Origin of the sequence: Streptomyces sp. NPDC058812, from assembly GCF_042744565.1 — a bacterium.
Taxonomy (GTDB): domain Bacteria; phylum Actinomycetota; class Actinomycetes; order Streptomycetales; family Streptomycetaceae; genus Streptomyces; species Streptomyces thinghirensis.
Map to the genome: position 1 here is coordinate 194507 of NZ_JBHYOB010000015.1, position 12159 is coordinate 206665.

Annotated in this window: 12 protein-coding genes and 2 pseudogenes; 8 read left to right on the forward strand and 6 right to left on the reverse strand. The window is 71.2% G+C overall.

Translation table 11 applies throughout. The annotated features are described in order from the left end of the window. Positions 1-37 precede the first annotated feature (37 nt). The 4 genes from ACFW48_RS27875 (at position 38) to ACFW48_RS27890 (ending at position 5013) form a co-directional block, all read left to right on the forward strand. On the forward strand, positions 38-880 hold the full coding sequence (locus ACFW48_RS27875; protein WP_386319018.1) for a nitrilase-related carbon-nitrogen hydrolase: 843 nt from the start codon (positions 38-40) through the stop codon (positions 878-880). A gap of 34 nt (positions 881-914) precedes the next feature. Beyond that, on the forward strand, positions 915-2318 hold the full coding sequence (gene hydA, locus ACFW48_RS27880; RefSeq protein WP_386319021.1) for a dihydropyrimidinase: 1404 nt from the start codon (positions 915-917) through the stop codon (positions 2316-2318). 11 nt (positions 2319-2329) lie between these two features. After that, on the forward strand, positions 2330-3352 hold the full coding sequence (locus tag ACFW48_RS27885; RefSeq protein WP_386319024.1) for a TIGR03842 family LLM class F420-dependent oxidoreductase: 1023 nt from the start codon (positions 2330-2332) through the stop codon (positions 3350-3352). Positions 3353-3468: 116 nt separating this feature from the next. Next, positions 3469-5013, forward strand: coding sequence for an NCS1 family nucleobase:cation symporter-1 (locus ACFW48_RS27890; RefSeq protein ID WP_386319027.1), 1545 nt, complete (start codon positions 3469-3471; stop codon positions 5011-5013). On the opposite strand, the gene ACFW48_RS27895 is transcribed toward ACFW48_RS27890, so the two are convergent. The 3 genes from ACFW48_RS27895 to ACFW48_RS27905 all read right to left on the reverse strand — a co-directional run bounded on the left by ACFW48_RS27895 (position 5004) and on the right by ACFW48_RS27905 (position 7507). Continuing rightward, positions 5004-5666 (reverse strand): hypothetical protein, encoded by a 663-nt coding sequence (locus ACFW48_RS27895; protein WP_386319030.1) that lies wholly within the window; start codon positions 5664-5666, stop codon positions 5004-5006. The genes ACFW48_RS27890 and ACFW48_RS27895 overlap by 10 nt on opposite strands. Before the next feature lie 153 nt (positions 5667-5819). Further along, a complete protein-coding gene (locus tag ACFW48_RS27900; RefSeq protein WP_386319033.1) occupies positions 5820-6485 on the reverse strand; it encodes a class I SAM-dependent methyltransferase in 666 nt (221 codons plus the stop codon). Then, entirely contained in the window at positions 6482-7507 is a 1026-nt protein-coding gene (locus tag ACFW48_RS27905) for a carboxymuconolactone decarboxylase family protein (RefSeq protein WP_386319036.1), read from the reverse strand. The genes ACFW48_RS27900 and ACFW48_RS27905 overlap by 4 nt, the downstream gene beginning before the upstream one ends. Positions 7508-7673: 166 nt before the next feature. Here ACFW48_RS27905 and ACFW48_RS27910 point away from each other — a divergent pair, with 166 nt between their 5' ends. The 3 genes from ACFW48_RS27910 to ACFW48_RS27920 all read left to right on the forward strand — a co-directional run bounded on the left by ACFW48_RS27910 (position 7674) and on the right by ACFW48_RS27920 (position 10142). Next, positions 7674-8786 (forward strand): sensor histidine kinase, encoded by a 1113-nt coding sequence (locus ACFW48_RS27910; RefSeq protein WP_386319039.1) that lies wholly within the window; start codon positions 7674-7676, stop codon positions 8784-8786. Then, complete coding sequence (locus ACFW48_RS27915; RefSeq protein WP_386319041.1) at positions 8783-9457, forward strand: response regulator; 675 nt, start codon at positions 8783-8785, stop codon at positions 9455-9457. The genes ACFW48_RS27910 and ACFW48_RS27915 overlap by 4 nt, the downstream gene beginning before the upstream one ends. 103 nt (positions 9458-9560) lie before the next feature. Further along, positions 9561-10142 (forward strand): GNAT family N-acetyltransferase, encoded by a 582-nt coding sequence (locus ACFW48_RS27920; protein ID WP_386319043.1) that lies wholly within the window; start codon positions 9561-9563, stop codon positions 10140-10142. On the opposite strand, the pseudogene ACFW48_RS27925 reads toward ACFW48_RS27920, so the two are convergent. Beyond that, positions 10123-10599, reverse strand: a pseudogene (locus tag ACFW48_RS27925) (IS5 family transposase); the annotation flags it as partial. The gene ACFW48_RS27920 and the pseudogene ACFW48_RS27925 sit on opposite strands and share 20 nt — an antisense overlap. A gap of 59 nt (positions 10600-10658) precedes the next feature. Between ACFW48_RS27925 and ACFW48_RS27930 the strand changes: the two are divergent. Next, positions 10659-11054: pseudogene (locus ACFW48_RS27930) on the forward strand (short chain dehydrogenase); the annotation flags it as partial. A 17-nt stretch (positions 11055-11071) separates the two neighbouring features. Here ACFW48_RS27930 and ACFW48_RS27935 read toward each other — a convergent pair. Continuing rightward, entirely contained in the window at positions 11072-11287 is a 216-nt protein-coding gene (locus tag ACFW48_RS27935; RefSeq protein WP_059302481.1) for a DUF5988 family protein, read from the reverse strand. Between the two features lie 131 nt (positions 11288-11418). Next, a partial coding sequence (locus tag ACFW48_RS27940) for a methylmalonyl-CoA mutase family protein (RefSeq protein WP_386319046.1) occupies positions 11419-12159 on the reverse strand: 741 nt, incomplete at its 5' end.

Consider the following 12159-nt stretch of genomic DNA (forward strand, 5'->3'; position numbering starts at 1 on the left):
CTAGGCTCGCAGCACACCGAGCGAGTGGAGGCCGAAGATGAGCCGAGTGATCCGTGCCGCGCTCTTCCAGACCGCCTGGACGGGCGACAAGGAATCGATGATCCAGGTCCACGAACAGGCGGTGCGTGACGCCGCCGCGCAGGGAGCACAGGTCATGTGCTTCCAGGAGCTGTTCTACGGGCCGTACTTCTGCCAGGTCCAGGACCCCGAGTTCTACGCCTACGCCGAGCGCGTCCCCGACGGCCCCGTAGTCGAGCGCTTCCGGCGGCTCGCCCGCGAGCACGGCATCGTCCTGGTGCTCCCGATGTACGAGGAGGAGCGGCCCGGCGTCCTCTACAACACCGCCGCCGTGATCGACGCCGACGGCTCCTACCTCGGCAAGTACCGCAAGACGCACATCCCGCAGGTGCGCGGCTTCTGGGAGAAGTTCTACTTCCGTCCCGGCAACTCCGGCTGGCCGGTCTTCGACACGGCCGTCGGCAAGGTCGGCGTCTACATCTGCTACGACCGGCACTTCCCGGAGGGCTGGCGGGCGCTGGGCCTCGGAGGCGCGGAGGTCGTCTTCAACCCGTCGGCCACCTCGCGCGGTCTGTCCGGCTACCTGTGGCAGCTGGAGCAGCCGGCGGCGGCCGTCGCCAACGAGTACTTCGTCGGCGCCATCAACCGGGTCGGCGTCGAGGAGTTGGGCGACAACGACTTCTACGGCACTTCGTACTTCGTCGACCCGGAGGCCCGGTTCGTGGGCGAGGTCGCGAGCGACAAGGAGAGCGAACTCGTCGTCCGCGACCTCGACATGGCCAAGCTGCGCGAGGTGCGCGACCGCTGGCAGTTCTACCGCGACCGGGCGCCGGGCGCGTACTCCCCGCTGACCGCGCCCTGACCGACCGGGGCCCCTGACAGGAGGGAACAGCAGCATGAGCAGCCGCACCGTCATCCGCGGTGGCCTCGTCGTCACCGCGTCCGACGAGATCCACGCCGACGTCCTGATCGAGGACGGCCGCGTCGCCGCCCTCGCCGCGACCGGAACCCCGGCCGCCGAGGCCTTCACGGCCGAGAGGGTCATCGACGCGAGCGGAAAGTACGTCATCCCGGGCGGCGTCGACGGCCACACCCACATGGAGATGCCCTTCGGCGGCACCTACGCCGCCGACACCTTCGAGACCGGCACCCGGGCCGCCGCCTGGGGCGGCACGACCACGATCGTCGACTTCGCCATCCAGAGCGTCGGGCACTCCCTGCGCTCGGGCCTGGACGCCTGGCACGCCAAGGCCGAGGGCAACTGCGCGATCGACTACGCCTTCCACATGATCGTCTCCGACGTGAACCAGAAGACGCTCAAGGAGATGGACCTGCTGGTGGAGGAGGGCGTGACCTCCTTCAAGCAGTTCATGGCCTACCCCGGCGTCTTCTACTCCGACGACGGCCAGATCCTGCGCGCCATGCAGCGCGCCGCCGAGAACGGCGGCCTGATCATGATGCACGCCGAGAACGGCATCGCGATCGACGTCCTGGTCGAGCAGGCCCTCGCCCGCGGCGAGACCGACCCCCGCTACCACGGCGAGGTACGCAAGGCCCTCCTGGAGGCGGAGGCGACCCACCGCGCCATCAAGCTCGCCCAGGTCGCCGGCGCGCCCCTGTACGTCGTGCACGTCTCCGCGACGGAGGCGGTCGCGGAGCTGACCCGGGCCCGCGACGAAGGGCTGAACGTCTTCGGCGAGACCTGTCCGCAGTACCTGTTCCTGTCCACCGACAACCTCGCCGAGCCGGACTTCGAGGGCGCCAAGTACGTGTGCAGCACCCCGCTGCGCCCGCGCGAGCACCAGGCGGCCCTGTGGCGGGGCCTGCGGACCAACGACCTCCAGGTGGTCTCCACCGACCACTGTCCCTTCTGCTTCAGCGGCCAGAAGGAGCTGGGCCGGGGCGACTTCTCCAAGATCCCCAACGGTATGCCGGGTGTCGAGAACCGCATGGACCTGCTCCACCAGGCCGTCGTCGACGGGCACATCACCCGGCGCCGCTGGATCGAGATCGCCTGCGCCACCCCGGCCCGCATGTTCGGCCTCTACCCGAAGAAGGGCACCATCGCCCCGGGCGCCGACGCCGACGTGGTCGTCTACGACCCGCACGCCGAGCAGGTCATCTCCGCCGAGACCCATCACATGAACGTCGACTACTCGGCGTACGAGGGCAAGCGGATCACCGGCCGTGTGGAGACCGTGCTCTCGCGCGGCGTACCGGTCGTCACCGAGCGGGAGTACACCGGGCGCAAGGGCCACGGCGTCTACACCCCGCGCGCCACCTGCCAGTACCTGAACTAGGAGCCGCGCCCATGGACTTCGGACTCGTCCTGCAGACCGACCCGCCGGCCTCCCGTGTCGTCGACCTGATGCAACGGGCCGAGCAGAGCGGCTTCAGCCACGGCTGGACCTTCGACTCCTCCGTGCTGTGGCAGGAGCCGTTCGTGATCTACAGCCAGATCCTGGCCAACACCACGAAACTGAAGGTCGGCCCGATGGTCACCAACCCGGGCACCCGCACCTGGGAGGTGACCGCCTCCACCTTCGCCACCCTCAACGACATGTTCGGCAACCGCACCGTCTGCGGCATCGGCCGCGGCGACTCCGCGATGCGCGTCGCCGGCCGCAGGCCCAACACCCTGGCCCGTATCAGCGAGGCCATGAAGGTCATCCGGGCGCTGGGCCGGGGAGAGGAGGCCGACCTCGGCGGCGGCACCGTCGTCAGGTTCCCCTGGATCAAGCCGGGCGCCGAAGTGCCCGTGTGGATGGCGGCGTACGGACCGAAGGCGCTGAAGATGACCGGCGAGGAGGCCGACGGCTTCATCCTCCAGCTCGCCGACCTCTACCTGACCGAGTACATGGTCAAGGCCGTCAAGGACGCCGCCGTCGCCGCGGGGCGCGACCCGTCCGAGGTGAAGATCTGCGTCGCCGCCCCGGCCTACGTCACCGCCGACGACTCGCCCGAGGCGCTCGCCCACGCGCGCGAGCAGTGCCGCTGGTTCGGCGGCATGGTCGGCAACCACGTGGCCGACCTCGTCGGGAAGTACGGCGCGCACTCCGCGGCCGTGCCCGACGAACTCACCGACTACATCAAGGCCCGCGAGGGCTACGACTACGCCCACCACGGACGCAGCGGCAACCCGGACACCCGGTTCGTGCCGGACGAGATCGTCGACCGGTTCTGCCTGATCGGCCCGGCCGAGAAGCACGTCGAGAAGCTGGGCGCCCTGCGCGCCCTCGGCGTCGACCAGTTCGCGCTCTACGACATGCACGACGCACAGGAAGCCGTGATCGACGCGTACGGCACCACGGTGATCCCCGCCGTCAACGGCTGACCCCATCCCACCATGTCCCCCTTCCCGCTCGGGGAGGGGGCTTGGGGCGCACCCGCGCACCCCCCTCGGCACCGCCCGCACGGCCTCTCCCGTCCCACCGCACGATTGGCCTGCCCATGACCGACACCGCGCCCACGGCGATACCGCCGTCCGCCCAAGTCACCCTCCCCGACGGGCGCGTGGAGCTCGCCCCGGGCTCCCCACCGCCGAGCGGCCCCTACGCCAACGAGGACCTGCTGCCCGTCCCCGTCGGGGGGCGCACCTGGACCACGTACAACTTCTCCGCCCTGTGGGTCGGCATGGCCCACAACACGGCCTCCTGGACCCTGGCCTCCGGCCTGATCGCCGTCGGCATGGACTGGAAGCAGGCGGTGTTCACCATCGCCCTGGCCAACGTGATAGTGCTCCTGCCGATGCTGCTCACCGGGCACGCGGGACCCAAGTACGGCATCCCCTTCCCGGTGTTCGCCCGCGCCTCCTTCGGCATCCGCGGCGCCAACCTGCCCGCCGTGGTGCGGGCGCTGGTGGCGTGCGGCTGGTTCGGCATCCAGACCTGGATCGGCGGCGAGGCGATCTACTTCCTGGCCGGCAAGCTGATCGGCGACGGCTGGACGAACGCGGCGACGTTCGGCGGCTACGCCTGGACCATGTGGCTGTCGTTCGCGATCTTCTGGGCGATCCAGGTCGCCATCATCTACCGGGGCATGGAGACGATCCGCCGGTTCGAGAACTGGGCGGCGCCCTTCGTGCTGGTCGGCGCGTTCGTGATGCTGTGGTGGATGGCCGACAAGGCGGGCGGCTTCGGCCCGCTCTTCGACCAGCCGTCGCGGCTGGGCTGGGGCGGCGACTTCTGGAAGCTGTTCTGGCCCTCCCTCATGGGCATGATCGGCTTCTGGTCCACACTGTCCCTCAACATCCCGGACTTCACCCGCTACGGAAAGAGCCAGAAGGCGCAGACGCGCGGCCAGGCCCTCGGCCTGCCGACCACCATGACGCTGTTCGCGTTCCTCTCCGTGATGGTGACCTCCGGCTCGCAGGCGGTGTACGGGGAGGCCATCTGGGACCCGGTGAAGCTCGCCGCGAAGACGGACAACGTGGTGGGGCTGCTCTTCGCCCTCGTCACCGTCCTGGTGGCGACCCTGTCCGTGAACATCGCCGCCAACCTGGTCTCACCGGCCTTCGACTTCTCCAACGTCGCCCCGCGCAAGGTGAGTTTCCGGGCCGGTGCGCTCATCACCTGCGTCCTCGCCGTGCTGATCTTCCCGTGGAAGCTGTACTCCGACCCGCAGGGCTACATCTTCACCTGGCTCGGCCTGGTCGGCGGGCTGCTCGGCACGGTCGCCGGCATCCTCATCGCGGACTACTGGATCCTGCGCCGCGCCCGCCTCGACCTCGTCGACCTGTACCGCACGGGCGGCCGCTACTGGTACGACCGGGGCTGGAACTGGCGGGCGGTCGTCGCCTTCCTCGTCGGCGGTGTCCTGGCCATCGGGGGCGCCGACTTCCACCCCCTGATCGACGGCCGTCCCGTGCCGTTCCTGGAACCGCTGGCCGACTACGGGTGGGCGGTGGGCCTCGGCACCTCCATGGTGCTCTACCTGGCGCTGATGCTGCTGCCCGCCACCCGGCCCCGTACGGCGACCGGTCCGGCTCAGCCCTGACCGCCCGCCAAGGCGGCCACCGCCTCCTTGGCCGCCTTGATGGCACCCTTGTTGATCGTCTCCGTACTCGGTGCCTTCTTCGACTCGAAGTCACTGCCGTTGTACGTGATCACCACCAGGGCGTTGGACGCGCGGACCAGCACGGTGCCCTCGCGCGTCTGCTGCTCGTCCTCGGTGGCGAGGTTCACGACGGAGTACGCCGCGTCGCCGAGCCCCGGGACCTCGCCACCGCCGCTCCGGTCGGCGACCCGCTCCTCGTACGACTTCAGCGCCGCCTCGTCCGACGCCATCACCTCGAAGGAGACGTCGAGCCACCGGTAGTCGTACCCCTTGAGCGCGTTCCAGGAGCAGGTGCGGCGCGCGTCGGTGTCCGTCGACGGGATCTCCTTGCCGGCCGCCTCGGCACCCGGCACCAGTGAGGTGACCGTCTTCCCGGCCAGGCTCTCGCAGGGTGCCGGAGCGGCGGCGTACGTCTTCGTCACCGCCTCGGTCGCCGGTGCGGAGGCGGACCGGTCGGTGGTGTCGGGCGGCGTGTTGTCCTTCGCGGCCGGCGACGTGTCAGGACCGGACGACAGCGCCCAGCCCGCCGTGGCGAGCACGGCGACCGGCGCCAGACGCGCGGTCAGGGCGAGCGGCAGGGGAAGAGAACGCACGGCGCACTTCTCGTGGGGGATGGTGCGGAGAGGGTCCGCACTGCGGACGGGACGCCAGTGTCACACGACTCCCCGTGGGGCGGAAGGGCGAACTCGGTGCGTGGCCGCACGGTGACGCAGACGAACGGGAACGCCTGGTCCGGGCAGGGGGCGTCAAGGCCGGACGGTCGTCACCAGCCACACGCCGGCCCGCATCCGCACGCCGGTGCCGGTGCCGAGCGGGCGCAGGGCCTCCTCCAGACCGGCGAGCCGCGAGGCGGGGAGCGCGCCGCCAGGTACGCGCGACAGGAGGAACTCGACTGCGCCCCGCACGCCCCGGCCCCAGACCGTCTCGACGGCGACCGGGGCGACCGTCACCTCCTCGTACCCGGCCAGGACGATGGCCTCGTTGTCGGATCCGGCGCGCGTCCGGGAGGACTCGGGCCCCGGCGGCCGGGGACAGACGAACGCGAGCCGGCCGCCCGGCCGCGGGGCGCGCGCCAGGTTCCGGAAGGCGGCGGCGTGGTCGGCGAGGAACGTCACCCCGCCCCGGCTGACGACAACGTCGTATCCACCGGCCGGGAACGCGCGCACCTGAACGTCGGCGCATTCGTACGCCGCGTTCGCGATCCCCTCCGCTGCCGTGCTCGCGCGTGCCCGTTCCGGCAGAGGTGCCGAGATGTCGACGCCGACGGCGTGCCCGGGGACGACGGCCGCCGCGCCGAACAAGGCGTCGTTCACGCCCGCCGGCATGGCGTCGTAGCGGTCCTGGCGGCCGGCCCAGTGCGGGCCGACGGGGCCGTTCCAGGCCTCGGCCTGGCGGTCTGCGACGAGCGTCATGAGGTCTCCTCAGTGGCGGGCGCGGTGGTGGGCGGGGCGATGGGTGCGCCCAGAGCGGTCTCGACGCGGTCCACGGCGGCGAACGCGCCGTACGCGACGAGGTGCACCAGGCAGTGGTCGGTGTGCTCGGGCCGGCGCCATGCCGCGACGTCCGCGTCCGTGATCCGGCCCGGCGCGAGCGCGGCCAGCAGCGCGAGCCGTGCGCCGGGCCGCTCCCGCCGGTCGGGGAAGGGGCCTTGGGCGAGGGGCGGGTGAGACCCGTCCCAGTCACGCAGGGTGGCGCGTACGAGGGCCTGGTCGTCGGCGTCGAGGAGACCGGCGCCCATGGTGGCGGCGGTGCTCAGTGCCGCGTACGCGGGACCGACCGGTGTACCCGCCGCCCACGCCGGTCCCGGGCCGGGGTCGTCGAGCAGGGACAGGGCGGCACCGGGCACGGCCGGGCGGCGCACGGCGCGGGACAGCGACCGGCCCGCCAGGCTCCGTAACGGACGCAGCCGCTGCGCGTCGGCCGGGAGCAGGTTCTCGGTCACCAGGGCCGACACGACGCGGTTGATGAAGTGGAAGGCCAGCGCGGTGCCGAGATAGCCGGGAGCCTCCTCGCGCGGGAACGGATACGGCTCCCGCGCGGCCCCCGGGACACGGGTGCGCCGCGCCCAGTCGAGCACGCGCGCGTGCTGCTCGTCGGCCGGTGCCTGGCCCTGGGCCAGCCGCTCGGCCAGGGCGTGGTCGCCGGTCGCGTGCAGCAGCATGGTGTGCGCGTCCACGCAGAACCGGCACTCGTTGGCCTGCGACACCCCGAAGGCGGCGACCTCCTTGCCGGTCCGGCCGCCGGGCCCGGCGATCAGGGACTCGCGCATCAGCGCCCAGGCCGGGGCCATGAGTGCGGGCGCGGAGGAGAGGACCACGAACGGGGCGGGCTCGGGGATGCCGAAGTCCCGCGCCGCCTGTGCGTAGACCTCGGCGACGCGGCCGGTGGCCGCCTTCGGCGGAAGGGGTTCGGTGTGACGGAAGGGTGTGGGCATGGACAGCAGCGTGTGCCACCGGGGTGCCCGCGGTCGTCGTACGGCCGGATGCGGTCGGCGCTGCGCCCCGAGGTCCGGTCCCGAGGGGAACTACTTCGCCGGGAGTAGTCCGCAAGCCGTCCACAGGGCCGACGCGATCGTCGTCGAGGCGGTCTAGGGTGCGGGTATGAGTGGGCGTCAGGTCGATCGCGGGTGGCTCGCCGACGCGATCCTCGCGGTCGTGGTCGGTGCTCTCGGCATGACCGTCGCCGCCTTCGACGACGGCACCCGCGCTCTCGACCACGCGCTGATCGCCCTCGCCTCGGCGGCGCTCGCCTTCCACCGTGCCGCCCCGCGCGCGGTGCTCGCCGTCGCCACCGTGCTCGGCACGGCGTACGTCCTGCACGCCCATCCCGGGCCGCTCTCCGCGCTGCCCGTCCTGGGGGCCGTGCACACCGCGGCCCGGGTCGGCCACCGGGGCGTCGCCGCGGCCGGCGGCGCGGTGTTCCTGGCCGGGTACGTGGCGACGGGCCCCGGGTCGCAGGAGGTGGCCGAGCGGGCCGGGCTGCTCGCCGGCTGGTTCCTGTGCGCGGTGGTGACCGGGCTCGCCGACCGGAACTGGCAGGCGTACCTGCGCCAGACCGAGCAGCGCGCCCTGGAGGCGGAGCGCACCCGGGAGGAGGCGGCCCTGCGCCGCGCCGGCGAGGAACGCCTGCGCATCGCGCGGGAGTTGCACGACTCGCTCACGCACAGCATCTCCATCGTCAAGCTCCAGGCGGGCGTCGCGGTCCACCTGGCCCGCAAGCGCGGCGAGGAGGTGCCGCCGGCGCTGCTCGCCATCCAGGAGGCCAGTGGTGAGGCGATGCGCGAGCTGCGCTCCGCCCTCCAGGTGCTGCGCGCCGACGAACCCACCGGCACCCCGGCACTGCTCGTGGAGCGGGCCCGCGCCGCCGGTCTGGCCGTCGACCTGACGGTCACCGGCGACGAGCGCCCGCTGCCGCAGGCCGTCGACCGGGCCGCCTACCGCATCGTCCAGGAGGCCCTCACCAACGCGGCACGGCACGCGGGACCGGCGAAGGTGACGGTCCTCATCGACTACGGCAGAGGGAGTGAGGGGCAGTTGGCGATCGACGTGGACGACGACGGAGCCGCCGACCCGGCCCGCCCGCCGACGCCGGGCACCGGCCTGACCGGCATGCGCGAACGCGTGACGGCTCTCGGCGGCACCCTGGGCGCCGCCCCGCGCGCGGAGGGCGGCTTCTCGGTGCGGGCCCGGCTGCCGCTGGGAGAGACGGTATGAGCGAGGTCCTCCGGGTGGCACTCGTCGACGACCAGGCGCTGATGCGCGCCGGCTTCCGGGCCCTCCTCGACGCCGAGGAAGGCATCGAGGTGGTCGGCGAGGCGGCCGACGGCGAGCAGGGCGTGGCACTGGTGCGGGACCGGGTGCCCGACGTGGCGCTGGTCGACGTGCAGATGCCCGTGATGTCGGGCATCGAGGCGACCCGCCGCATCGCCGCCGACCCGGCCCTCGCCGCCGTCCGCGTGGTCATCCTCACCAACTACGGCCTGGACGAGTACGTCTTCGAGGCACTGCGGGCGGGAGCGAGCGGCTTCCTCCTGAAGGACACCGAGCCCGCCGACCTGCTCCAGGCCATCGAGGTGGTGGCACGCGGTGAGGCGCTGCTCTCCCCTTCGGTCACCCGCACCCTGATCGGCGAGTTCGTCTCCCGGCCCCCGGACCGTGCCACCGCCCCCGGCCTGGACTGCCTCACCCGCCGCGAACGCGAGGTCACCGCGCTCGCCGCCCGCGGCCTGAGCAACGAGGAGATCGCCGCGCACATGGTGATCAGCCCGTTGACCGCCAAGACGCACATCAGCCGCGCGATGACCAAGCTGGGCGCCCGCGACCGCGCGCAACTCGTGGTGTTCGCCTACGAGTCGGGCCTGGTCGCGGTGCGCGGCACCGGCTAGGTGCTCTCTTACGGATCAGGAAAGCGGGGCAATCTCGCAGGCACCGGGCTCGCCGAGGTGGCGGCTGTTGCTTGAGGGCTGCCATCGCAGCGAGAATTCCGCGATGAAGAATCGCACGCTCGCCAGCTTCGCTCACAAGCCAGTTCTCACTGGTGAAAGAGTCCTGTTGCGCCCCTTCGCAGGGGACGACGCGGACGCCATGGCCGAGATCATCAAAGATCCTGAAGTGATCCGCTACACCTTCGAGCCTTCTAGCGAGCTCACTTTGGAGCGACTGCGGGCCTGGTACGGATCGCGCGGTGAGCAGGATGACCGCCTCGACCTCGCAGTCACAGACAGGGCTACAGGAGCGGTTGTCGGCGAGGTCGTTCTATACGATGTGGATCAAATGAATCACAACTGCACTTTCCGGACTCTAATTGGACCTGCCGGCCGAGGCAGAGGTCTGGGTACGGAGGCCACTCGACTCATCGTGGGGTATGGCTTCGAACGCATCGGGCTGCACAGAATCCAGCTGGACGTCTACACCGACAACCACAGGGCCCGCCGGGTGTACGAGAAGGTGGGCTTCACTGCTGAGGGCGTGAGGCGGGAGGTTCAGCTGCGTGAAGGTACTTGGCGAGACGAGTTGGTGATGTCGATCCTTTCCCAGGAATGGAACGCCCTCAGCGAGCGGACCAGATGAAGATGCCGGCGATGTGGAGTCCGGCCTGGAAGACGGTGGCGGTCTTCTCATAACGGGTGGCAAGTCCGCGCCAGTTCTTGAGTCGATTGACGCAGCGTTCGACGGTGTTGCGTCGCTTGTACGCCTCGCGGTCGAAAGTTGGCGGACGTCCGCCTTGGGAGCCCTTGCGCTTGCGGTTGGCGATCTGATCGGCAGGCTGCGGAATCACCGCCTGGATGCCCCGTCTACGCAGGTGTGCGCGGATGGCTCTGGATGAGTAGGCCATATCCGCCAGGACCACGCGAGGACGGGTTCGCGGTCGGCCAACCGGCCTTGGAACACGTAGAGCGGCCATGACGTGCTCGAATGCGGGCGCGTCGTTGGCCTGGCCAGGAGTGAGAACGAAACACAGCGGTCGGCAGCGACCATCGGCGGCAAGGTGGATCTTCGTGCTCAGCCCACCGCGGGAGCGCCCGATCGCGTGATGGCCAGGTTCGGCAGCAGAGGCCCCTTTTACGAGCCCCAGCGGCGTGCTGGTCGAAGATCGCGTTCGGCCTCTTCGGCCTGGAACTCGACCGCCGCAGCGCCGCCGGTGACTGGGGCATCACCAGCAACCTGTCCCACCCGGGCGTCGCGCCCACCAGCCTGCTCGCCGCCCGTCCCGAAGTGGGCCGCGCGAAGGACACCCTGGGCGTACGGGCCATCCGCGTTCTGTCCGCCCGCGGCATCCTCCTCGGCACCGTCCGCACCGCGCAGCTCCCCGCGCTGTACGCGGCCACGTCGCCGCAGGCCGAACGCGGAGCCCTCTACGGCCCGGGCCGGCTGGGCGGCCCGCCCGGGCGTCAGAAGCTCTACAGCCGCCTGCGGAGCACCGACGACGCCCGTCGGATCTGGGCACGCTCCGAGGAACTGACCGGACTGCGCTGCGCCTGACGGCGGGGACGCGGGGCCTACTCGGCTACGTAGGTGCGGTAGACCCACTTGAACACGAGCAGTTCGCGGCCGTCGCTGTGCCGCTGCCGGGCAGTGGTGGGCTGGTAGTGCTCGTACCGGTTGCCGAGGAAGAGCTTGAGACGCTCGGTGGGGTCCGCCACGTAGCGGATCCGCTCCTCGTCGGGCACGAGGGGGCCGCCCCCTCGCAGGATCACGTTCGCCTGCTGCTCCACGGTGAATCACCCTCCATCTGGTGTCGGGACGTCATGCGCTGCTGTCGGGACGGTGCTTGAAGGCTTGGACGACGGGTCCTCTGCGGGCGGAAGCCGGGCCTGTGGTCGCCGCGTGGGGTCGGCGCACGTGGTCAGTGCGCGTCGGAAGGCACATAGGTGCCCCAGATCTCGCGCAGGGTGTTGCAGACCTCGCCGACGGTGGCGCGGGCCCGGAGGGCGTCCTTCATGGGGTAGAGGACGTTGTCGTCGCCGTCGGCGGCTTTTCTCAGGGCTGTCAGGGCGGAGTCGACGGCCGTCTGGTCGCGTTCCGCGCGGAGCCTGGCGAGGCGGTCGGCCTGCTGGGCCTCGATGGCCGGGTCGACGCGGAGGGGCTCGTACGGCTCCTCCTCGTCGAGCTGGAAACGGTTGACGCCGACCACGACCCGCTCGCCCGAGTCGGTCTCCTGGGCGATGCGGTACGCGTTGCGCTCGATCTCGCTCTTCTGGAAGCCGTGCTCGATGGCGTTGACCGCGCCGCCGAGGTCCTCGACCTTGCCCATCAGCTCCAGGGCCGCCGCCTCGACGTCGTCGGTCATCTTCTCGACGACGTAGGACCCGGCGAAGGGGTCGACGGTCGCCGTCACGTCCGTCTCGTAGGCGAGGACCTGCTGGGTGCGCAGGGCGAGGCGCGCGGACTTGTCGGTCGGCAGCGCGATGGCCTCGTCGAAGGAGTTGGTGTGCAGGGACTGCGTGCCGCCGAGGACGGCCCCGAGGCCCTGTACGGCGACGCGGACGAGGTTGACCTCGGGCTGCTGGGCGGTCAGCTGCACGCCTGCGGTCTGCGTGTGGAAGCGCAGCATCAGCGACTTGGGGTTCTTGGCGCCGAACTCCTC

Bases quoted from the DNA above. Each gene is read 5' to 3' on its own strand.
- ACFW48_RS27875 (WP_386319018.1), top strand. From the start codon at position 38: ATGAGCCGAGTGATCCGTGCCGCGCTCTTCCAGACCGCCTGGACGGGC.
- hydA (WP_386319021.1), top strand. From the start codon at position 915: ATGAGCAGCCGCACCGTCATCCGCGGTGGCCTCGTCGTCACCGCGTCC.
- ACFW48_RS27885 (WP_386319024.1), top strand. From the start codon at position 2,330: ATGGACTTCGGACTCGTCCTGCAGACCGACCCGCCGGCCTCCCGTGTC.
- ACFW48_RS27890 (WP_386319027.1), top strand. From the start codon at position 3,469: ATGACCGACACCGCGCCCACGGCGATACCGCCGTCCGCCCAAGTCACC.
- ACFW48_RS27900 (WP_386319033.1), bottom strand. From the start codon at position 6,485: ATGACGCTCGTCGCAGACCGCCAGGCCGAGGCCTGGAACGGCCCCGTC.
- ACFW48_RS27905 (WP_386319036.1), bottom strand. From the start codon at position 7,507: ATGCCCACACCCTTCCGTCACACCGAACCCCTTCCGCCGAAGGCGGCC.
- ACFW48_RS27910 (WP_386319039.1), top strand. From the start codon at position 7,674: ATGAGTGGGCGTCAGGTCGATCGCGGGTGGCTCGCCGACGCGATCCTC.
- ACFW48_RS27915 (WP_386319041.1), top strand. From the start codon at position 8,783: ATGAGCGAGGTCCTCCGGGTGGCACTCGTCGACGACCAGGCGCTGATG.
- ACFW48_RS27920 (WP_386319043.1), top strand. From the start codon at position 9,561: ATGAAGAATCGCACGCTCGCCAGCTTCGCTCACAAGCCAGTTCTCACT.